Origin of the sequence: Allosphingosinicella deserti, assembly GCF_003012735.1 — a bacterium.
In the GTDB taxonomy this organism is placed as follows: domain Bacteria; phylum Pseudomonadota; class Alphaproteobacteria; order Sphingomonadales; family Sphingomonadaceae; genus Allosphingosinicella; species Allosphingosinicella deserti.
In genome coordinates, this window is sequence record NZ_PXYI01000003.1 from 499,923 (window position 1) to 518,801 (window position 18,879).

The window sequence follows — 18,879 nt, forward strand, 5'->3', positions numbered from 1 at the left end:
CACATGGCGTGCATGGAGAATAGGCCCACCGGCAGGATCGAGCGCGTCGGCCCGCTTGTGCGAAGGGTGCTTGCGCCCAATCCGTCGCCATTCACCTTTACCGGAACCCAGACCTACATCGTCGGGGACGGCGAGGTGGCGGTAATCGATCCCGGCCCCGCGATCGAAGCGCACGTGGCGGCGATCCTCGCGGCCCTCGGGTCTGAACGGATCGCGGCGATCGTCTGCACCCACACCCACCGCGATCACAGTCCGGCGACACGCCCGCTGAAGGCCGCGACGGGAGCGCCGATCGTCGGCTGCGCGTCGTTGGACATCGCCGACGAGGGGCCGCGTGCCGACGATTCGTTCGACGCCGAGTATCGCCCGAATCGCGTGCTGGCCGACGGAGAGACGGTTGCCGGGCCGGGCTGGACCCTCGAGGCGGTGGCAACGCCCGGCCATACGTCCAACCATCTCTGTTTTGCCCTTGCCGAGGACAGGGCCCTGTTCAGCGGCGACCACGTGATGGGCTGGTCGACGACCGTGGTGGCGCCGCCCGATGGCGACATGACCGATTATATGGCGAGCCTCGATCGGCTTCGCGGGCGTGACGACCGGATCTATTATCCCGCCCATGGCCCGACGATCGAGGATCCCCAGGGGCATCTTGCGCGGCTGATCGACCATCGCCGTGGCCGCGAGCGCCAGATCCTCGGTGAGCTCGATCGTGGCGAAGGGCGGATTCCGGCGATGGTCGAGCGCCTGTACAGTGACGTCGATCCACGGCTCCATCCCGCCGCGCAGCGCTCGGTGCTGGCCCATCTCATCGATCTCCAGGCGCGCGGCCAGGTGCGTCGGCTGGGGGAGGCGTGGAGCCTCGCATGAAGCGTTATTCCTTGTTCCTCCCGGTTTTGCTGGTCGGCCTGATCATCGGCGGACTTCTTGTGGCCTCGCTACGGGTCGGCGACTGGTTTCGCGGGCCGGATCCGGAGACCATTGCTGCTGCGAGCCTGCAGTCCGTCCGCGAGCAGGCCCGGCTGACTCCCTTCTCGGCGCGCTTCGTCGCGGTGGTGACCTCGACGCAGCGCCGCTTCGGCCTGTCCGCGCAAAAGACCCTGATCATGCCGGGGACGGTCCGCTACGAACTCGATCTGGCCAAGCTGCGCCAGCAGGACATGGACTGGAACGACACCACCAAGACACTATCCATCGCCTTGCCTCCGCTGGAGATTTCGGCGCCGCAGATCGATTTGACGGAGGTCCGGGAATATGGCGACGGTGGTCTTCTCGGCACGCTGACCGATGCCGAGCAGGTGCTCGATGCGAGCAACCGGCAGGCTGGGCAGAGCGAGTTGAAACGCCAGGCGATGCAGGCCATGCCGATGCGGCTCGCGCGCGACGCAGCCACCCGCGCCGTCGAGCGAAGCTTTGCGATGCCGCTCAAGGCCGCCGGCATCGACGATGCCACGGTCGTCGTGCGATTTCGTGGCGATCCGGCCGACGATCCGTCGCAGCTCGATCGCTCGCGCCGGATCGAGGACGTGCTAAGGGAGCGGCAGGGCGCGAAATAGCGCCATCCAGGTTCAAGCCCCGGTCGAGGATCGGGGCCGAGGTGAGGGTTTAGACATGAATGCACCGAATGTGAGCCTGAAGGGGCTCGATCTGCTCGCCGAAATCGATCGCCTGCGCAAGGAGCGCAATGCCGTTATCCTCGCCCATTATTATCAGGATCCGGCGATCCAGGACCTGGCCGATTTCGTCGGCGACAGCCTCGATCTCTCGCGCAAGGCCGCCGCGACCGACGCCGACGTGATCGCCTTCTGCGGAGTCCGCTTCATGGCCGAGACCGCCAAGATCCTCTCGCCCCAGAAGACCGTCATCCTGCCCGACATGGCCGCCGGCTGCAGCCTGGAGGACAGCTGCCCGCCCGACCAGTTCAAAGCGTTCCGCGAGGCGCATCCGGACCATATTGCGCTGACCTACATCAACTGCTCGACGGAGGTTAAGGCGCTGTCCGACATCATCGTCACCAGTTCCTCGGCCGAGACCATCCTCGCGCAGATCCCGCTGGATCAGAAGATCATCTTCGGTCCGGACAAGAATCTGGGCGGCTATCTGAAGCGCAAGACCGGACGAGACATGCTGCTCTGGCCCGGCGTCTGCATTGTCCATGAGGCCTTTTCGGAGACCGAGCTGCTCAAGCTTCGCGCCCAGCATCCGGGGGCGCCTATCCTCGCCCACCCGGAATGCCCGCCGCACATCCTCGATTATGCCGATCATGTCGGCTCGACCAAGGCGATCCTCGATTATGCTCTGTCGTCGGACAGCGAGGTGATGATCGTCGCGACCGAGCCGCACATCATCCACCAGATGGAAAAAGCGGCGCCGGGCAAGACCTTCATCGGGGCACCGGGCGCCGACGGGAACTGCAATTGCAACATGTGCCCGTACATGGCGCTCAACACGCTCGAGAAGCTGTATCTCGCGCTGCGCGATCTGACGCCGCGCGTGGAGATGGACGAGGCGCTCCGCGTCGCCGCCAAGAAGTCATTGGACCGGATGCTGGAGATGGCGGGGCGGACCGTGGGGCAGGGCGATGTTGGCCGCCCGATCTTCGCCGGCTCTTGACCTCGTTGCATCTCCGCTCGGAAAGAGAGTCACGCTTTTCCTGTCGGGAGACACGTTCTTGCATCGCTTCCTGCTTTCGGCGGCCGCGCTGATTCTCACCGCGGCCGCAGCGCCTGCGTCGCGGCCGGCCGGTACGGTGCCGGCGTCCGCCTCCGCCGATGATCCCTATTTGTGGCTCGAGGAGGTCGAGGGGCCACGGGCGCTGGCGCAGGTCAGAGACTGGAACCGCGCAACCGAGGATCTGCTCACCCAGGATCCGAAATTCGCGGACTATCAGAGCCGCGCCCGCGCCATTCTCGACGATGAGCAGCAGATCGCGACTCCGGACCAGGTAATGGGCGACCTTGTGCTCAATCTCTGGCGCGACGCGAAGAATCCGCGCGGACTGTGGCGTGCCTCTCCGCTCGCCGCCTATCGGGCGGGGAAGCCCGCATGGCGGACGGTGATCGACGTCGATGCGCTGGGCAAGGCGGAGGGCAAGAGCTGGGTGTGGCACGGCGCTGATTGCCTTGCACCCGATTACCGCCGCTGCCTGGTTTCGCTGAGCCCGGGCGGCACCGATGCCGATGTCGTCCGTGAGTTCGATCTCGAACGCGGCCGCTTCGTCGACGACGGTTTCGTCCTGCCGGAGGCGAAGAGCAATGTCGCCTGGGTCGATGCCGACACCTTGCTCGTCGTTACCGATTACGGACCGAACTCGCTGACTGCTTCGGGCTATGGCCGAATTGCAAAGCTGTGGAAGCGCGGAACGCCGCTCGCGGCGGCGCGCACCGTGTTCGAGGGCGAGACGGCCGACGTGTCGGTGTCGCCCGTCGCAGTGCAGGACGGGACCCGCCGCTGGACCTTCGTCACCCGCGGCAAGACGTTCTGGACCAGCGAGCAGAGCCTGCTCACCGCCACCGGGCAGCTGGTTCGGCTTCCATTGCCGGAAGATGCGGAATTCCAGACGGTGCTCGGCGGACGGCTGATCGCCAAGTTGCAGAGCCCGCTCGACTCGGCCGGCAAGCGGTTCGCCGAAGGATCCCTGATTGCCTACGATCTCGATGCGATCGATGCCGGTCGGAGCACGACGCCCGAGCTGGTGATGGCGCCGAGCGCGCGTCAGGCGATCGAAGAGGTGGTGAGCTCCGACACCATCCTTTGGGTGAAAGCGCTCGATGACGTGTCGGGCAAGCTCTTTGCCGTCCGCCGCGGCGCTGACGAGCGCTGGACCACGTCCGCCGCCGCCTTGCCGGCGAACAGCAGCATCCGTCTTCAGTCTACGGCCGGAAAATCGGACATGGCCTTCGCGATCGCGGAGGGCATGCTGACTCCGCCGACGCTGTACGCAGTCGGCTCGTCCGGCGCGCCGACACGCGTGCAGAGCCTGCCGGCGAAGTTCGACAGCGCCCGGTTCAGCGTCGAGCAGCGTTTCGCAACCTCGAAGGACGGCACCCGCATCCCCTATTTCCTGGTGCGCAGGAAAGGCGCCGCCGGGGCAATGCCGGCGCTCATCCATGCTTATGGCGGGTTTCGCGCCGCGCAGACTCCCGGCTACCTCACCGGCCAGCCCTATCGCGCCGGCCCACTCGGCATGTTTTGGGTGGAGGAGGGGAATGCTTATGTCCTCGCCAACATCCGGGGCGGCGGGGAATATGGTCCTGAATGGCACCGCTCGGTGCTGCGCGAGAACCGGCAGAAGAGTTTCGACGATCTCCATGCGGTTGCCGAGGATCTGATCCGCACCGGCGTAAGCACCAAGGGGAGGATCGGCATTTCGGGCCGCTCGAATGGCGGGGTGCTGGTCGGGGCGGCGCTCACACAGCGGCCGGATCTCTATTCGGCGGTGATCTCGGGCTCGCCACTCCACGACATGAAGCGTTACTCGCACATGCTCGCGGGTGCCTCATGGGTCGGCGAATATGGGGATCCCGACGTGCCCGCGGATTGGGCTTTCCTGTCGCGCTACTCGCCCTACCAGAATGTGAAGCCGGGGGTGAAATATCCCGCGGTGTTCTTCTACAGCTCGACCAAGGATGACCGGGTCCATCCCGGCCATGCCCGCAAGATGGCCGCACGGCTCGGCGAATATGGCAACCGATTCTACTTCCACGAATATCTCGAGGGAGGGCATTCGGTCGGCGCCGATCATGCCGAGGACGCCAAGCGCGCGGCGCTGCTGATGACCTATCTCAAGCGCGAACTCGGAGGGCCGAAGTGAGCTTCTCGTTGCCCGGCTTCGATCTCGATGCCTTCGTTGCCTCCACCCTGGCCGAGGATCTCGGCCCCGGAGGGGATATCACCTCCGAGGCCGTGATCCCCGCCGAGGCACGCTTTCGTGGGGTGATGGACAGCCGCGACGCGATCGTCGTCGCCGGGCTGCCGATCGCCGAAGCCTTCTTTCGTGCACTCGATCCCGCTGTCGAGGTCGAGCGGCTGGTCGAGGAGGGTGCCGAGGTTGCTGCGGGTACCGATCTCCTCCGCATCATCGGCAGCGGCCGTGCGATGCTCACCGCCGAGCGCTCCGCGCTGAACACTCTTCAGCATTTGTCCGGCGTCGCGACGTTGACTCGGGCCTATGTCGACGCGATCGCCGGAACCGGATCGACCCTGCTCGACACGCGCAAGACGATCCCAGGCCTGCGCAGGCTTGAAAAATATGCGACGCGCGTCGGCGGTGCCGAAAACCACCGCATGGGTCTCTGGGATGCGGCAATGATCAAGGACAATCACGTCGCGGTCGCCGGCGGGGTCGCCGAGGCTGCGCGCCGAGCGGTGGCTGCGGGCATCGCTCGGATCATCGTCGAGGTCGACGGGATCGACCAGATCGAGCCGGCGCTGGCCGCCGGGGCGACCCACTTGCTGCTCGACAATATGGATCCGGTGGCTCTGCGCCAAGCGGTCGAAATCGTTGCCGGCCGCGTCCCCACCGAAGCGAGCGGCGGCGTCACTCTGGAGACGATCCGCGCCAAGGCGGAGACCGGCGTGACCTACATCTCCGTCGGGCGGATCACCCAGTCGGCCCCGGCCGTGGATATCGGGCTCGACTTCGAGGCACTCTGAGCCCGCGAATCAAGGGCGTCCTGTGATCTCGCCTTCGATCACCCGCGTTTCGGGGTGGTGCTTGTCGAGCCAGCGCTTGACGATCTTGAGGTTGCGCGTGTTCGAGCGGAAGGCGAGATCGAAGAGATCACCGACCAGCGGTACCGCGCCGACCAGGGCATCGAAGCCGAGATTGCCGCCCATGCGGAGGAGATGCCATTTCGGCATTCCCAGATTGCGCGCCTCCCACAGTATCCATGCTCCCATCGCGGTCGTGATGATGTCGCCGAGCACCGGCACCAGGCCGACCATGGCATCAAGCCCGACGCGGTAATTCGTTCCCGGCACGACGAAGGCGCGTTCGAGCAGCACCTCCATCGCTTCGACCCGTTTGCGCACAGACGCGGCATCGCGGCCGACCGGGAGCTGGGCGGCGAGACTCTCGAACTGATCCTGGCGCATGGTCACTCCTTCGTCAGGGCTGCTCACGGATGAGATCGAGCGCATGGTGGCGGGCGAAGACGTTCGCGCGAAAGCCGGTCAGTCTCGGCGACACCAGCGACCAGCGGACCGGCGACGCCAGTGGAATGAACGGTGCGGCGTCGGCAAGGATCCGATCGGCATTGGCGAGGAAGCCGCGCCGCGCCTGCGCAGTCAGCGCGATACGGGCCATCGACATAGACAGATCGGCACCCGCGTCGCAAATCCGGCTCGCCGTGCATTCGAAGTGCCGCAGATACCAGCTGGCGAGGCCGATCGGCGCGACCTCGTCGATCAACCGCAGATCGGCATCCTTGGCATTGGGCGCGACCCGCTCGGCCGCAACGCCGATCGTTGCCCAGTCGCGCCGCACATACGCGAAGAGCAGGCGATAGCCCGGCGCGTCGGGTAGGGCGACGCGGATGCGGAGCCGTGATGGCAACGCCGCCGCTGCAATCGTTCGGACGGCGAGGGCGCGCCGCTCGCTGAGCGGAAGCGCAGTCCAGGCGGGCGCCGCCGGCGCCAGCCCCTCGACGCCGGCCGGCAGCAAAGTTTCGCGCGGGCTGAGCGCCGGGATGGCAAGGCCGGCGACGAGGGCGTTTCGGTCGATCGCCATGCTCAGCGCCTGCCGTAGCTCCGCGCTTGCCAGCGGCCCGTCGTTCGAGGCGATGCTGAACCCGAACAGCCCGGCGGCGGGATCGAAGGCGAGGGCGTTGTTTGGCAGGCCCCCCTGGCGTGCGACCGGCAGGTCGCCGAGTGTCCCGCCGAGGACGCCGTCGACGTCGCCTTCGCCGAACCGCGCTACCGCCAGTCCCGCACGGGCCGCGGACAAGATGATCGGCGTCCGCGGCATCTCGGGTGCGCCGTCCTCCTCATCCTCCTCGGGGCGCGGCAGGGTGAGCAGCATCGCACCGTCGGGACGCGGCGCGATCCGGTACGGCCCCGATCCCTCGCCGTTGCGGAGCACCGCCATTTCGGGCTGAGCGAGCAATTGCAGGAAGTTGGGGCGCGGCGACTTGAGGCTGATCTCGATGACCTCGTCGGTCATCGCTTCGATCTCGTCGATGGCGCCGAGCAGCGGCTTGAGCGGATTGCGGCTTGGCGAAGCGCCCGCGGCGCGCAGTCGCGCGGCGACCTGCTCTGCGGTGATCCGGCTGCCATTGGTCCAGTTCAGCCGCGCCAGACGGAAGGTGTAGCGCAGCCCGTCGTTGGAGACGATCCAACGCTCGGCGAGCGCCGGCTCGATCTCCCCGGCGGCGTCGAAGCGGACGAGCCCTTGCGCGCTGCTCTGAACCAGGAAGGCGGACGGAGCGTCCAGCGGGTCGGCATTGGGGTTGAGCAGGCGCGGCGCGCCGCCGATGCCGACCACCGTGACCGGGCCAGTCTCCTCCGCACGGCAGCCGGCGAGCGCCAGGACTGTCGCCATGGCCGCTCCGAAAGCTCTCCACTCTACCCTCATCGCCGGATGCGATAGCGCAGCCGCGCCGCAATTATTAGGGGCCAGCGCGGAAAAATGCGGTGCGGCGCTGCGCGACTGGCGCGCAGCCGATCATGACTAACATTTCGTCAACGATAACCGCTTATACCACTTCCGTAACGACGGAGTCGGACTCGATCGGAGCCGCGGACCGCCGCGTGGGGGGGACCTATGAGCACCAAGACCAGACGCGCGCCGCGCATCTCGGCGGCAGGGGACAATGTCATCGTCAGCGAGGAGGAACTGCGTCAGCGGCGTCCGATCTCGGTATATCGGGCCGCTAAAATGGCGACGGCACGCCGCGAGACTCTCTGCGTGGTGAAGAGCATCTCCTCGCGCACCGTGGTCGTCGAGACCCACGCGCAGGTCGTCGCGGGGGAACGCGTGCGCATCGAACTCGGCAATTCGCTGGTTTCCTCTACGGTGAACGGCGTGGACGGACTCGCAGTGGCGCTCGCGTTCGACGATCCGATCGACGTCCAATCCTGGCTCGGCGCAGACGGCGCGCCGCACCGGCGGACGGCGCCGCGCATCGCGATCGATGCCCGTGCGCGCCTGCAGATCGGCAACCAATTGCTGTTCGTGAAGGCACGCGACATCTCTCAGGAGGGGATCGGCATCGAGACCCAGGATATCGTGATGGAGGGCGATGCTCTGGTTGTCGGCCTGCGCGGCTGGCACGGGCCGATTCCCGGCACGATCACCCGGATCGACGGCGATCTCGCGGGCATCCAGTTCCTCCAGCCGCTGAGCTTCAGAGCCCTTTCGGAATGGCTCGGCACCTCCGGCTGCGCCCGCGCGCCTGCAACCGCGAACCCGGGCTATGAAAGGGTCCACCCCTGAGCCTCTCCGGCGCGGTCAAGCGCGTCAGATTCCGACGGCGGCTGCCGGTCCCGGTCTCGCGCCGGGACACCGGCGACATGCCGAGCCCCTAAGCCTTTTCCCGGTATCGACTCAGCGCCCGCACGAGCGCATCCTCCCTGTATCCGGCACGCTATTTCTCCCCTTGAAGCGCCTGCCGGTCAGGGCCGGGGCATGCGCCCACGCGTGCTTCGGCCCGAATAGCGTCTTGCGCAGCAACGTCGCGCCACTCCCCGGCACCGACCGATCCTGTGCACCCGATCACGCAAGCATGCAGTTTCGGGCTCCCCCCTGGTCTTAAGCAGGTAGGAACGGCTGGGTTCCGTGCCGGTTACCGGCACATGGAGGACGATGCCGTGAACCAGGACAAGCAAGACCCGCAGCCTCAGGACGAAGCGACGAACGTCGGCGTGACCCCGGAGCAGGAGGCGGACGCCATGGAGCGCGCCCAGAAGGAGGCCGCCGAGGAGAGGAGCGAAGACCGTGGCTATCAATGAACCGGGCGGGAACAGCGCCGACCCGACCCGAGGCAGCGGCCCCGACAAGGTTACCGAATCCGTCTCACCCGACCTGAACGCCGCCCCGGGGGCGCTCGACAATGAGGCGGGGCAGTCCGGCACGCCCGACCCCGCCCGGGGCGGGTGTCTCAAATTTGGGTGGGGCTGCCTGCCGGTGCTGCTCGGCGTGATGATGATCCCGGCGGGATTGTATTTCTAGGGGGGCATTGGGCGGGGTGAGGGCTCATCGGCCAGCCTGTTGTAGCTTTGGTGCGGACGACGGGACCGGAACCCGCACCCGCACGCCCGCAGGAAGAAGATCCTAGGTGCTCGGCGAAAGTCGCAGGTCCCTTTGAGGAAATCTTTACAAAACGGAGACCTTCGTGAGTCAATCGAACTTCAACGGAAAACGTCTTGTACCTGAGCTTTCCCGCGGCTCATAAGAACGAGCATCCAGGGGACGACGAGAAGACCGACGAGAGGAAGGAACCCCAACAGAGCCCACCAGCCCGATCGACCCGCGCGCCGAAAAAGAATGTAGAACGGCGCAAACACGATGGATGATAGGATCAGAGACGGAGCTAATTGTGCGATCTGTAGGATCATCGGTTTAGCGGCCTTTCCCCGAGTTCTTGCAGTGATGATCTCGCTCGACCTGCTGCCGCTTGGCAACCGTCTCGCTGCTCAGCATCGTGCACGGTAGATCCGAAGCACAGGCGAGACGCAGAGGCACCTGCCCGCGAGCCGCAGGCAGGACGGTGGTAGCGCTGATCCGCCACGGTCACGCCATTGAACCCGACATCGTTGACGCGATCCCAATTTTTGAGCAGGCTTGCGCCAATGATACGAATGAAAGTGTCCATGTCGGCCGAGACGGCGAGCGCAGGGCGCAACGGCGTGATTGTATCAGCTCACGACGCAGCGGCTTTGCTTTTTGGTGCGGACGGCGGGACTCGAACCCGCACGCCCCGAAGGGCAGAAGATTTTAAGTCTCCGGCGTCTACCGGTTCCGCCACGCCCGCACGCGCCCTCCTGTGCCGCGATGCGGCACTGACAGGCAAGCTGTTTCGGTAGGAAGGCGGTGGTGACGCACCCCGCCGATGCGCTGACTATTCGGCGGCCTGGACCGCGCCGAGGTTAAGGCGCTCGCGCATTTCCTTGCCCGGCTTGAAATAGGGCACGCGCTTGGCGTCGACGTCGACCGTGTCGCCGGTGCGCGGATTGCGTCCCTTGCGCGCATCGCGCTCGCGCGTCGAGAAGGCGCCGAAGCCGCGCAGCTCGACACGTCCGCCATGCTGCAATTGATCGATCACGGCATCGAAGAACGCGGAGACCACGCGTTCGATTTCCTTGCCCGTCAGATCGGGATGGTCGTCGCAGAGTTTCTGGACCAGCTCGGAACGGATCACGGGCTTCCCCCAAATAAGTTTTACACGCGGTTGTCGTCGGGCGGCGTCGGGACCCCAGCCGGAACCGCTGATCGAAGTTAAACAGGAATTCTTTCGCAAACGCAATATCCGGAACCGCGTAAGCTCTCGAAAAGTCGCGCTTTCGCGTCCCTTTGGCGCGTCGCTGTCCGGATCCGGAGCAAATTGATGCAAAAAGGGCAGGCGGTCCGGAAACCGCCTGCCCCTTCAGTGTTTTAGGGACCTGCCTGCTGCAGCAACGTCCGCAGCGGCCGAAATCCCGCTTGTCCTGCTTCGGCGTTGCCGCCGAAAAGGGGCCTTAGCGGTCGCCCTTCAGCTTCAGCGCTTCGCCGAGGATGTCGCCGAGCGATGCACCCGAGTCGGACGAGCCGTACTGGGCAACCGCCTGCTTCTCCTCGTGGAGTTGAAGCGCCTTGATCGAGAAGTTCGGCTTCTTCGAACGGTCGAAACCGATCACCAGGGCGTCGAACTTCTGGCCCACCTGGAAACGCTCCGGACGCTGCTCGTCGCGGTCGCGGCCGAGATCGGTGCGCTTGATGAAGCCGGTCGCACCGTCGTCGCCGACCTGGACCTCGAGGCCGCCGTCGCGGACTTCGAGAACGGTGACGGTGACGGTCTCGTTCTTGTTGACGCCGCCCGAAGCGCCGCCCTTGGCAACGCCGCCGCGCTCCAGCTGTTTCATGCCGAGGCTGATGCGCTCCTTCTCGACGTCGACGTCGAGAACCACGGCGCGGACGGTCTCGCCCTTGCGGTGAAGGTTGAGCGCTTCCTCGCCGGTGACGCCCCAGGCGATGTCGGACATGTGGACCATGCCGTCGACGTCGCCATCGAGTCCGATGAACAGACCGAATTCAGTCGCGTTCTTGACCTCACCCTCGACTTCGGTGCCGACCGGGTTCTGCTCGAAGAAGGCCGACCACGGATTGGCCTGGGCCTGCTTGAGGCCGAGGCTGATGCGACGCTTGTCCTCGTCGACCTCGAGCACCGCGACGTCCACTTCCTGCGAGGTGGAGACGATCTTGCCCGGATGGACGTTCTTCTTGGTCCAGCTCATTTCCGAAACGTGGACGAGTCCCTCGATGCCGGCTTCCAGCTCGACGAACGCACCATATTCGGTGATGTTGGTCACGCGGCCGCGGAACACGCCGCCGACCGGATACTTGGCGCCGGCGCCTTCCCACGGATCCGCCTCAAGCTGTTTCATGCCCAGGCTGATGCGCTGGGTGTCGCGGTTGATGCGGATGATCTGGACGCGGACGGTGTCACCGATGTTGATGACTTCCGACGGATGATTGACGCGCTTGTAGCTGATGTCGGTGACATGGAGCAGACCGTCGATGCCGCCAAGATCGACGAACGCACCGTAATCGGTGATGTTCTTGACTACGCCTTCGACCACCTGGCCCTCGGCGAGGGACTGGATGAGGCCCGAACGCTGCTCGGCGCGGGTCTCTTCCAGGATGGCGCGGCGCGACACGACGATGTTGCCGCGGCGGCGATCCATCTTGAGGATCTGGAAGGGCTGCGGGATGTCCATCAGCGGGGTGACGTCGCGAACCGGACGAATGTCGACCTGGCTGCCCGGCAGGAAGGCGACGGCGCCGCCGAGATCGACGGTGAAGCCGCCCTTGACGCGGCCGAAGATGACGCCTTCGACGCGATTGCCGGCGGTGAATTCGGTTTCGAGCTTGTCCCAGGCGGCTTCGCGGCGGGCGCGATCGCGGCTGAGCATAGCTTCGCCCTGGTGGTTCTCGACCCGGTCGACGTAGACTTCGACCTTGTCGCCGACGTTGAGCTCGGCCTTCTGGCCGGGCGCGGCGAACTCGCGCAGGGGAACGCGGCCTTCCGACTTGAGGCCAACGTCGATCACCGCATGATCATTCTCGATCGCGGTGACGGTGCCGGTGACGACGCGGCCTTCGAAGCCTTCGTTCTCGCCGCCGAGCGTTTCGTTGAGGAGGGCCGCGAAATCGTCGCGGCTGGGCATTGCCGTAGTGGCCATGTTTTCAGTCTTCCTTCGTGTTTGTTTTGCCGGCCGCCGGTTGTCTCCGACGGTCTTTTGACCCGACTGCCGCGACGACCCCATGTCGGTGCGGCTGTCCTGGCGGGCGGCAAGGCGCTTGCGAAGCGGCGGGTGGATAAGCAAAAACAGCGCGATCAGGGCGGGCCTCTCGCCGCACCCCACGCGCTTATCCAAAACCGAGACTCCGCAGGCGCTTAGGCCCGCTGGACGGGGCGCATATAGAGGAGTGCCGGCAATGGGGCAAGGGACCTTCGCGTCGGGGCCGCAAGCCATTCTTCTTGGACGGAAAATGCGTCTCCTGCCGGCTGCTAAACTTGACGTGGCAGCATCGCTCGTCGACAATCGCCGACAGGAGAGAGAGGGTCTTTGCCCAGCCTGGAATTGAACGATGTGGGCAAGGCCTATGGCGCCGTGCCGGTGCTCGACGGCGTCTCGCTGGCGATGGAGGGGCGCGAGTTCGTTGCCTTCCTGGGACCATCAGGTAGCGGCAAGTCAACTTTGCTGCGGATCATTGCCGGTCTCGAAACTGCGGATCGCGGCGAGGTATGGCTCGAGGGCAGGCGTATCGACATGTTGCCGCCCGGCGAGCGGGGCGTAGCGATGGTGTTCCAGCATTACGCGCTCTATCCGCACATGACCGTCTTTGAGAATATGGCTTTCGGGCTGAGGAATGCCGGCGTGCTGCGCGAGGAGATCGCCGCCCGCGTGGGCGAGGCTGCCCGGGTTCTCGAGATCGAAAGCCAGCTGGAGAAGAAGCCTGGCCAGCTTTCGGGCGGGCAGCGGCAGCGCGTCGCAATCGGCCGCGCCATCGTCAAGCAGCCGCGCCTGTTCTTGCTCGACGAGCCACTGTCGAATCTCGACGCCGCCTTGCGGATGCGGACCCGGGTCGAGCTTGCGCAATTGCGCCAGCGGGTCGACGCGGCAGTGATCATGGTCACCCACGATCAGGCCGAGGCGATGACGCTGGCCGACCGGATCGTCGTCATGGCCGATCGCCGGATCCAGCAGGTCGGCACGCCGATGGACATCTACGCCCGGCCGGCGAACAGCTTCGTCGCACGCTTCGTCGGATCGCCGGCGATGACATTGGCCCCCGTCACGTTGCTGGACGGGGAGGGCGCCCATGCGCGGGTGCGGCTCGCCGACGGCGCGGAGATCCAAACCAGGGTGCCACGCGGCAGCCTCGATCCCGGCGCGGCGCACGACATCGGCCTGCGCCCGGAGCATGTGCACGTTGTCGCCACCGATGCCGCGACCCTGACCGCCAAGGCGGACCTCGTCGAGCGCCTCGGCGACCGCACCTTCGTCTATGCGCGCCTCGGCGGCGACCTGCCGATCACCGCCGAGGATGCAGGCGACAGTCGGGTAAGGATCGGCGACACGATCGGTCTTCGCATCGACGGTGCCGCGGCGCATCTGTTTGCGGCGAACGGCACCGCCCATCACGCCGAGGCAGCCGGCTGATGGCGGACGCGCGCGCCCGCAGGCTTGCCGGGATCGCGTTCGTCGCGCCGTTCCTGACACTCTACGTGGTCATCCTCGTCTGCCCCTTGCTGATGGGCATCGGCATCAGCCTCCATCGCGCGGATCTGTTCGGCGCCCGCACGTTCGTCGGGTTCGACAATTATGCGCGCCTGCTCGTTGACCCCGTGTTTCACCAGGCGATCGGCAACACGCTACTGCTCACGTTGATGATCGTGCCGGCGCTGACAGCAATCACGCTCGGCCTCGCGCTTGCGCTCAACCGCGGCACTGTCGCAGCGGCCTGGTTGCGGGGCCTGTTCTTCTCGTCTTCCGTGCTTTCGGTAACGATCGTGACCCTGATCTGGCGCTTCATCCTCACGCCGGATGCGGGCCTCGTCGCCGAGATCCTGGAGGCGAGCGGCCGGGCGCCGATCCCGTTCCTCAGCGATCCCGATCTCACCATCCCGGCGCTCGCCATCACCACCATCTGGTGGTCGATCGGGCTGCCGATGATGCTGTTCCTCGCCGGGCTCCAGCAGATTCCCCAGGACATCTATGAAGCCGCAGCCCTGGACAAGGCAGGGGCGTGGACCCGCTTCCGGCGGATCACCTTGCCATCGCTGCGGCGGACCCTGATCCTGGTGGTGATGCTGCAGACCGCCGCGCAGCTTCAGCTGTTCGGACAGGCGCAATTGCTGACCGCCGGCGGGCCGAGCGGCGCTTCGCGCCCGATGGTGCTGTTCATCTACGAGGTCGCGTTCGTGCGCTGGGAGCTCGGTTACGCCTCGGCTGCCGCCGAAATCCTGTTCATGCTGGTGCTCGCCGCGACCCTGCTGCAATATTGGGCGGTGCGCCCGCGCGAGGACCAGTGAGCGCCGCCGCCGCGCCTCGGCTTTCGCCGGTCGCCTTGATGCTCGTCATCCTCGGTGCCGCGATCATGGCCGCGCCCTTGTTGTGGACGCTGCTGCTGTCGTTCAAGCCCAATGCGGACTTGATGCGCGACAGCGGCACCGCCTTTTCGGCGCCCTACACGCTCGAAAATTACGCGGCGATCCTTCAGGGCTCATCGCTCGTGCGCTGGCTGGTCAACAGCTTGATCGTCTCGCTCGGGACCACGATCGGCGTGCTGATCCTCGCATCGCTCGCCGGATACGGTTTCGCGCGGCTCGATTTCCCGTTCCGTCGGACCCTCTTCGTGTTCGTGCTGCTCGGCCTCGCGGTTCCGGAGCAGGCGGTGATCCTGCCCCGCCACCAGCTCTTCGCCTGGCTCGGCCTCCACAACAGCTATCCCGGCCTGATCCTGCCGGGCCTGGTCGGCCCGTTTGGGGTGTTCTTCATGACCCAATATTTTCGGGCAATCCCGAAGGAGCTGGACGAAGCGGCGATGCTCGACGGCGCGTCGCGGCTGACGATCTTCTGGAAGGTGCTGCTGCCATTGACCTGGCCGGCGCAGGCGACGCTCGGCGTGTTCACCTTTCTGGGATCGTGGAACGATTATTGGTGGCCGCTCATCTCTGCCACCCGCAGCGATCGCTTCACCCTCACCATCGGGCTCGCCTCGTCGCAGATGAATTACGCGCAGACCAGCGGATTGGGCTTCCTGATGGCGCAGGCGGTGTTCGCGTCGGTGCCGATCCTGATCGTCTACGTCGTGTTTCAGAAGCAGATCGTGCGGGCGATGGCCGGCACCGCCGCACGGTGAGGCGCCGCGCCGGCATCGGCCTGGCGGCGGCCGCGACGCTTGTGCTTGCCAGCTGCGGCCAGAGCGAGGATCGGTCGGACATCTACGTCCAGCGCTTCTTCGGGGAGTGCGGTGCCGTCTACGGGGCCCTGACCGATGTCGGCGCCGCCAAAGGAGAATGCGGGATCGTTACCGCATTGTTCAATGCTTTCAAGGCGGAGAATAGGGACGTCGGCTTCGACGTCAACGTCGTCGCCTGGCCCGGCTACGCCCAGCTTGCGGCGCAGATGGCGGCGGGCGACCCGCCCGATCTCGTCACCATGCATCAGAGCGTCATTTCCGATTATCAATCGCGCGGCCTGCTTGAGCCGTTGGACTCGATTCTTGCGGAGGCGGGGATCCGTCCACAGGACTTCACCGAGGCGGCGCGGCGCGGCGTGACCAGGAACGGGGCCGTTTACGGGCTGCCGTGGGATACGGTCGGCGGGCTCTACCATGTCAACACGCGGCTTTTCGCGAAGGCGGGGCTGATGCGCGACGGCAGGCCGATCCTGCCCGGTTCTGCCGAGGAGCTGCTCAAACAGGCGCGGCGATTCAAGGCGGCGACGGGGAAACCCTATTTCATTCAGTCGCAGGTCAACGACCCCGCCACTCATGTCCGCAACCTTTATTCCTTCCTGCTCGCGCAGGACGTCGCCTTGTTCCCGGATGCCCAGCACATCCGCCTGCGGACGCCCGAGGCGAGACGAATCCTGCAACTGTTCCGCACGCTCGAGGCGGAAGGGCTTACCACCCGCAACCAGGACAATCCGGCGGCGATCGGCAGCTTCCTGGACGGCGATGGCGGCGTGTTCCCGACGGGGACGTGGATGATCGGCCCCTTCGAGCAGGAGGCGACAACCAAGGGGCGGCCGCTCCACGATGCTTATGCCGTCTTTCCCTATCCGCGCCTGTGGGGCCACGCGGCCGCCTATGTCGACGGCCATGCCTGGGTGATGCCGAAGCGCAGCCGTACCCCGGCGCAGCGCCGCGCGCTCGTGCGGCTGTTCCGGTTCATGGCTGCGCACGATTTCGATTGGTCGCGGACCGGCCATCTTCCTGCGTTCAAAGCGGTAATCGACAGCCCGCGCTTCGCCGCTCTGCCGCACCGGACCGACATCGCCCCGCTCGCCCGGATTGGCGCGCCGCTGCCCGGCATGGTTCGCCGGCAGGGCGCGATCGAAGGGCTGGTTGGGGAAGAAATCGCCGCGGCGATTGCGGGTACGAAGCCAATCGATGCCGCGTTGGCGGATGCGGAGCGGCGGGTGAACGAGCTGCTCGCCCAGCAGCAATAGGTCAGCGTTCTCCCAGGCGCGCGCGCACCGCGTCCAGTGCCCGCGCGATCGCCTCGTCGACCCCAAGCCCGCTGGTGTCGACCAGATGGGCATCCCCGGCCATGGTCAATGGTGCCGCGGCGCGGCTGCGATCGCGCGCATCGCGCGCTTCGATATCGGCGAGCACCTCGGCGAAGGGCAACTTCATGCCGAGCCGTTCGAGCTCATCGAAGCGACGCCGCGCGCGCACTTCGGGCGCGGCGGTGACGAACAGTTTCGCGTCCGCTGCGGGCGCGATCACCGTCCCGATGTCGCGCCCGTCGAGAACGGCACCGCCGGGCTGTGCGGCAAAAACTCGCTGCCGCTCGATCAACGCGGCGCGCACCCCGGGATAGGCGGAGATTTGCGAGGCGATTCCGCCTGCCGCCTCGCTCTTCAACTCGGGATCGGCGAAGTCCACGCCGGTCAGCGCGCATGCTGCGACCGCCTGTACTTCGTCGGACGGATCGCCGCCGCCGCGCAGCAAGGCGAGCCCGGCGGCGCGATAGAGCAAGCCGGTGTCGAGATGGGGCAGGCCGTAATGGCGGGCGATGGCACGCGCGATCGTGCCCTTGCCGCTGGCCGCCGGGCCGTCGACGGCAACGATCATGCCGCCAGGCTCTCGATTGTTTCGCGGAACGGCGGGAAGCTGGTCGCGACCGGCGCCATGTCGTCGATTCCGATCGGCTGATCGGCGTGAAGCCCGGCGATCGCGAAGCTCATCGCGATCCGGTGATCGAGCTGCGAGGCAATGGTGCCGCCGCCGCGCACCGGCGTGCCGCCATTGCCCTCGATGGCGAGGCCTTCCGGGCTCTCCTCCGCGCGAACGCCGATTGCCGCCAGGCCGGCGGCCATCGCGGCGATGCGGTCCGATTCCTTGACCCGGAGCTCGCCCAGCCCCTCGGCGCGGCTGGTGCCGTCGGCGAAGGCTGCGGTGACGAACCAGATCGGGAATTCGTCGATCATCGACGGGACAAGGCGATCGGGCACGGTGACGGCGCGCAGCTTCGAGTGGCGGACGCGGATATCGGCGACCGGCTCGCCGTCGGCATCCCTGGCATTTTCGAACACGAGATCGCCGCCCATCAGCTGGAGCAATTCGAACAGGCCGGCGCGGAGCGGATTGATCGACACGCCCTGGATCAGCACGTCGGATCCGGGAACGATCAGCGCGGCGGCGGCGAGGAAGGCGGCGGAAGAGGGGTCGCCGGGCACCTTGACCGCGCGCGCCTGGAGCTCCGCCTCGCCCATCAGGCGGATGTCGCGGCCGCCATCGTGCTCTCCGACCCGCACGTCGACGCCGAAATGGCGGAGCATGCGCTCGCTGTGATCGCGGGTCGGGATCGGTTCGAACACCCGGGTTTCGCCGGGCGTGTTGAGCCCCGCGAGCAGCAGGGCCGATTTGACCTGGGCGGAGGCGACCTTCAGAACATGGCTGGCGGGCGTCGCCGGGCAGATGCCGCGAACCGTGAGGGGGAGGCGTCCGCCCGGAGCGGCGGTGAACTCCGCGCCGATCCGGCTCAGCGGTTCGATAACCCGGTTCATCGGCCGCTTCGACAGCGATGCGTCGCCGACGAAGGTGACGGTGATCGGATGGCTGGCGACGAGGCCCATCAGCAGGCGGGTGGAGGTGCCGCTATTGCCCATGTCGAGCGCGTTCGCCGGCTGGAGCAGGCAGCCTGTGCCGACGCCGTCGACCTCCCAGGCGCCGTCGGCGGCGCGTTCGATCGTCGCGCCCATCGCGCGCATCGCGGCCGCGGTCGACATCACGTCGCCGCCGCCCGACAGGCCCTCGATGCGGCTGCGGCCGCGGGCGAGCGCGGAAAACATCAGGGCGCGGTGCGAAATCGACTTGTCGCCGGGGACGGTGGCGGCGCCTTTCAGCGGACCAAGGGGGCCGAATTCCATCGGCTGGGGATCTTCATGATGCATGGCGGCTTGGCTTTTGACAGCGGCCTACCCATGTGGCAAGGCGCAGCACAACAC

General features: G+C 66.5%; 19 protein-coding genes and 1 tRNA gene. 12 read left to right on the forward strand and 8 right to left on the reverse strand.

Annotated elements, in window-relative coordinates:
- The first annotated feature begins 3 nt into the window (after window positions 1–3).
- From C7I55_RS10670 to nadC, 5 genes are read left to right on the forward strand one after another with little or no spacing between them, the layout of a single operon-like run.
- Window positions 4–867 (forward strand): MBL fold metallo-hydrolase, encoded by an 864-nt coding sequence (locus tag C7I55_RS10670; RefSeq protein ID WP_106512901.1) that lies wholly within the window; start codon window positions 4–6, stop codon window positions 865–867.
- A complete protein-coding gene (locus C7I55_RS10675; protein WP_106512902.1) occupies window positions 864–1,553 on the forward strand; it encodes a DUF4230 domain-containing protein in 690 nt (229 codons plus the stop codon). The genes C7I55_RS10670 and C7I55_RS10675 overlap by 4 nt, the downstream gene beginning before the upstream one ends.
- A 55-nt stretch (window positions 1,554–1,608) precedes the next feature.
- Window positions 1,609–2,610: a quinolinate synthase NadA gene (gene nadA, locus C7I55_RS10680; RefSeq protein ID WP_106512903.1), complete on the forward strand. Its 1,002-nt coding sequence runs from the start codon at window positions 1,609–1,611 to the stop codon at window positions 2,608–2,610.
- Between the two features lie 58 nt (window positions 2,611–2,668).
- On the forward strand, window positions 2,669–4,810 hold the full coding sequence (locus tag C7I55_RS10685) for a prolyl oligopeptidase family serine peptidase (RefSeq protein ID WP_233222153.1): 2,142 nt from the start codon (window positions 2,669–2,671) through the stop codon (window positions 4,808–4,810).
- Window positions 4,807–5,652: a carboxylating nicotinate-nucleotide diphosphorylase gene (gene nadC, locus C7I55_RS10690; RefSeq protein WP_106512905.1), complete on the forward strand. Its 846-nt coding sequence runs from the start codon at window positions 4,807–4,809 to the stop codon at window positions 5,650–5,652. The genes C7I55_RS10685 and nadC overlap by 4 nt, the downstream gene beginning before the upstream one ends.
- Before the next feature lie 9 nt (window positions 5,653–5,661).
- Here the strand turns inward: nadC and C7I55_RS10695 are convergent, their stop codons facing one another.
- Together C7I55_RS10695 and C7I55_RS10700 are read right to left on the reverse strand one after the other, a co-directional pair.
- Entirely contained in the window at window positions 5,662–6,093 is a 432-nt protein-coding gene (locus C7I55_RS10695; RefSeq protein WP_106512906.1) for a DUF4112 domain-containing protein, read from the reverse strand.
- A 13-nt stretch (window positions 6,094–6,106) separates the two neighbouring features.
- Complete coding sequence (locus tag C7I55_RS10700) at window positions 6,107–7,537, reverse strand: ABC transporter substrate-binding protein (RefSeq protein WP_158266375.1); 1,431 nt, start codon at window positions 7,535–7,537, stop codon at window positions 6,107–6,109.
- 222 nt (window positions 7,538–7,759) lie between these two features.
- Between C7I55_RS10700 and C7I55_RS10705 the strand changes: the two genes are divergently transcribed.
- The 3 genes from C7I55_RS10705 to C7I55_RS10710 all read left to right on the forward strand — a co-directional run bounded on the left by C7I55_RS10705 (window position 7,760) and on the right by C7I55_RS10710 (window position 9,166).
- The gene (locus C7I55_RS10705) at window positions 7,760–8,431 is read left to right on the forward strand and encodes a PilZ domain-containing protein (protein ID WP_106512908.1); all 672 of its coding nucleotides are present in this window, start codon (window positions 7,760–7,762) and stop codon (window positions 8,429–8,431) included.
- 374 nt (window positions 8,432–8,805) lie between these two features.
- On the forward strand, window positions 8,806–8,946 hold the full coding sequence (locus C7I55_RS28115) for a hypothetical protein (protein ID WP_158266376.1): 141 nt from the start codon (window positions 8,806–8,808) through the stop codon (window positions 8,944–8,946).
- Window positions 8,933–9,166 (forward strand): hypothetical protein, encoded by a 234-nt coding sequence (locus tag C7I55_RS10710; protein ID WP_106512909.1) that lies wholly within the window; start codon window positions 8,933–8,935, stop codon window positions 9,164–9,166. Before C7I55_RS28115 ends, C7I55_RS10710 begins: the two co-directional genes overlap by 14 nt.
- A 179-nt stretch (window positions 9,167–9,345) precedes the next feature.
- Here the strand turns inward: C7I55_RS10710 and C7I55_RS29470 are convergent, their stop codons facing one another.
- The 4 genes from C7I55_RS29470 to rpsA all read right to left on the reverse strand — a co-directional run bounded on the left by C7I55_RS29470 (window position 9,346) and on the right by rpsA (window position 12,669).
- A complete protein-coding gene (locus C7I55_RS29470; protein ID WP_106512910.1) occupies window positions 9,346–9,552 on the reverse strand; it encodes a DUF5684 domain-containing protein in 207 nt (68 codons plus the stop codon).
- A 329-nt stretch (window positions 9,553–9,881) separates the two neighbouring features.
- Window positions 9,882–9,968 (reverse strand) — tRNA-Leu (locus C7I55_RS10720).
- A gap of 87 nt (window positions 9,969–10,055) precedes the next feature.
- A complete protein-coding gene (locus C7I55_RS10725; RefSeq protein WP_106512911.1) occupies window positions 10,056–10,355 on the reverse strand; it encodes an integration host factor subunit beta in 300 nt (99 codons plus the stop codon).
- 316 nt (window positions 10,356–10,671) lie between these two features.
- Entirely contained in the window at window positions 10,672–12,669 is a 1,998-nt protein-coding gene (rpsA, locus tag C7I55_RS10730; RefSeq protein ID WP_332888419.1) for a 30S ribosomal protein S1, read from the reverse strand.
- Between the two features lie 93 nt (window positions 12,670–12,762).
- On the opposite strand from rpsA, the gene C7I55_RS10735 reads away from it, so the two are divergent.
- From C7I55_RS10735 to C7I55_RS10750, 4 genes are read left to right on the forward strand one after another with little or no spacing between them, the layout of a single operon-like run.
- On the forward strand, window positions 12,763–13,860 hold the full coding sequence (locus tag C7I55_RS10735) for an ABC transporter ATP-binding protein (protein ID WP_106512912.1): 1,098 nt from the start codon (window positions 12,763–12,765) through the stop codon (window positions 13,858–13,860).
- Window positions 13,860–14,732 (forward strand): carbohydrate ABC transporter permease, encoded by an 873-nt coding sequence (locus C7I55_RS10740; RefSeq protein ID WP_106512913.1) that lies wholly within the window; start codon window positions 13,860–13,862, stop codon window positions 14,730–14,732. The genes C7I55_RS10735 and C7I55_RS10740 overlap by 1 nt, the downstream gene beginning before the upstream one ends.
- A complete protein-coding gene (locus C7I55_RS10745; RefSeq protein ID WP_233222155.1) occupies window positions 14,729–15,562 on the forward strand; it encodes a carbohydrate ABC transporter permease in 834 nt (277 codons plus the stop codon). The genes C7I55_RS10740 and C7I55_RS10745 overlap by 4 nt, the downstream gene beginning before the upstream one ends.
- Complete coding sequence (locus C7I55_RS10750) at window positions 15,559–16,875, forward strand: ABC transporter substrate-binding protein (protein WP_106512914.1); 1,317 nt, start codon at window positions 15,559–15,561, stop codon at window positions 16,873–16,875. The genes C7I55_RS10745 and C7I55_RS10750 overlap by 4 nt, the downstream gene beginning before the upstream one ends.
- A 1-nt stretch (window position 16,876) precedes the next feature.
- On the opposite strand, the gene cmk is transcribed toward C7I55_RS10750, so the two are convergent.
- Together cmk and aroA are read right to left on the reverse strand one after the other, a co-directional pair.
- On the reverse strand, window positions 16,877–17,503 hold the full coding sequence (cmk, locus tag C7I55_RS10755; RefSeq protein ID WP_106512915.1) for a (d)CMP kinase: 627 nt from the start codon (window positions 17,501–17,503) through the stop codon (window positions 16,877–16,879).
- Window positions 17,500–18,825: a 3-phosphoshikimate 1-carboxyvinyltransferase gene (gene aroA / locus C7I55_RS10760; RefSeq protein WP_106512916.1), complete on the reverse strand. Its 1,326-nt coding sequence runs from the start codon at window positions 18,823–18,825 to the stop codon at window positions 17,500–17,502. The genes cmk and aroA overlap by 4 nt, the downstream gene beginning before the upstream one ends.
- Between the last annotated feature and the right edge of the window lie 54 nt (window positions 18,826–18,879).